Below are 1323 nucleotides of genomic sequence, written 5' to 3' on the forward strand. Positions count from 1 at the left end.
GAAATGAAGTAGAGCGTCTGTTTCGCCGCTTGAAAGGTTTCCGAAGAATATTTAGTCGATTTGATAAGTTGGATGTCGTTTTTAAGTTCTTCATCAACTTTTCATTGATCGCTGACCGGCTAATTAGTGTTAACAGGCCCTAAGTGATTCTCGGTCAATTTTTGGAGCTGTCGATATATGAAAAAATTGTGAACGATTGCCTATTTATAATTTAAAAGTTTTTAGGTTCTTCTCATTTTTGTAATACTTTCGTATTTTGCGCCTTAATAGGATAATTTTTTTACAGAAAGTGCTGTTTCTATAATGAAAATAAAATTTTTAGCAATTTGAAAAGGTACTTACATTAAAAATAGTGCGAAAGTTGAAAAATAAGAGGAGCATCAAATTTTTTAAATTACAAGAAAATAATCGTTGACGACTTCTGATGCAAGAGAATATAAATTTCTAGCCAGCAGTAGGAAAGTCTAAGAAATATCTGGTTAGATATTTCCCAGCTGGCTTTATTTGATTATTAATAGATTGGAAGTTTGTATGAATAAAAAAATCAAGCTTAAATTAATGACCTTAAGTTCATTATTCATTAGCAATTATATTTTTGCCAGTGGTCCCCCTGAGGTACCATTTCAAAGCTTATTTATCGAGGGAGAATATAGCACGGCTTATCCAAACAATCGGATCTATGCCAACGGCAGAATGCAGGCTGAAGCTGATATTTTTTATCAAATAAAAGAGGGTTACACGTTTATTGGGGCAGGCCTTAAAGAATTGTACAGCGGACAACCCTTTGAAAATACGGTGGTCTCCGATGGTTACAATGGATATATTAAGGATATTCGACTAGGATCAGGGTCTGCTGCTACAGCCTTGCCTTTAACCTCAAGTTCAACTTCTACGCTATCCACAACTCAAGTAGTTAGAAAGTATCTCTCATCTTCGTCTGCAGGTACTATCCAGGTGTGCGTTGAAGCACAAGCGCGCAACGACAGCACAAATGAAATAATCACGCAAAGTACTTGTGAAGGCACGACCAATAATGCCTCCATTTCCATAGAAAAGCTCAGCCCCACCATTTTTTCATTATCAAGTTTTATAGCAAGTAATGCTGATGGCGACTGGACTGATGACTGGGACATTAAAACTCATACCTACAAACCACAGGGGTTTACCCTGCGCAGAGTATGGGATGAAAATGGGCTTAGATTAAATCAAAATCAAACTGATTTTTTCGTTGATTCTGGAATTAACTATGCCCCCTATAAATTATTGGCTAGCTATCATCCGGATCGACCCAACCAGCCTGCACAGGCCCATCTCAACGGTTCC

The 1323-nt window shown here is 37.3% G+C and carries 1 protein-coding gene; it reads left to right on the plus strand.

The genetic code is table 11. From position 1 onward, the window contains the following. Positions 1-531 precede the first annotated feature (531 nt). A partial coding sequence (locus tag AB1S50_RS19450; RefSeq protein WP_367152931.1) for a hypothetical protein occupies positions 532-1323 on the plus strand: 792 nt, incomplete at its 3' end.

The organism is Microbulbifer discodermiae, from assembly GCF_040742695.1.
Lineage (GTDB): Bacteria > Pseudomonadota > Gammaproteobacteria > Pseudomonadales > Cellvibrionaceae > Microbulbifer.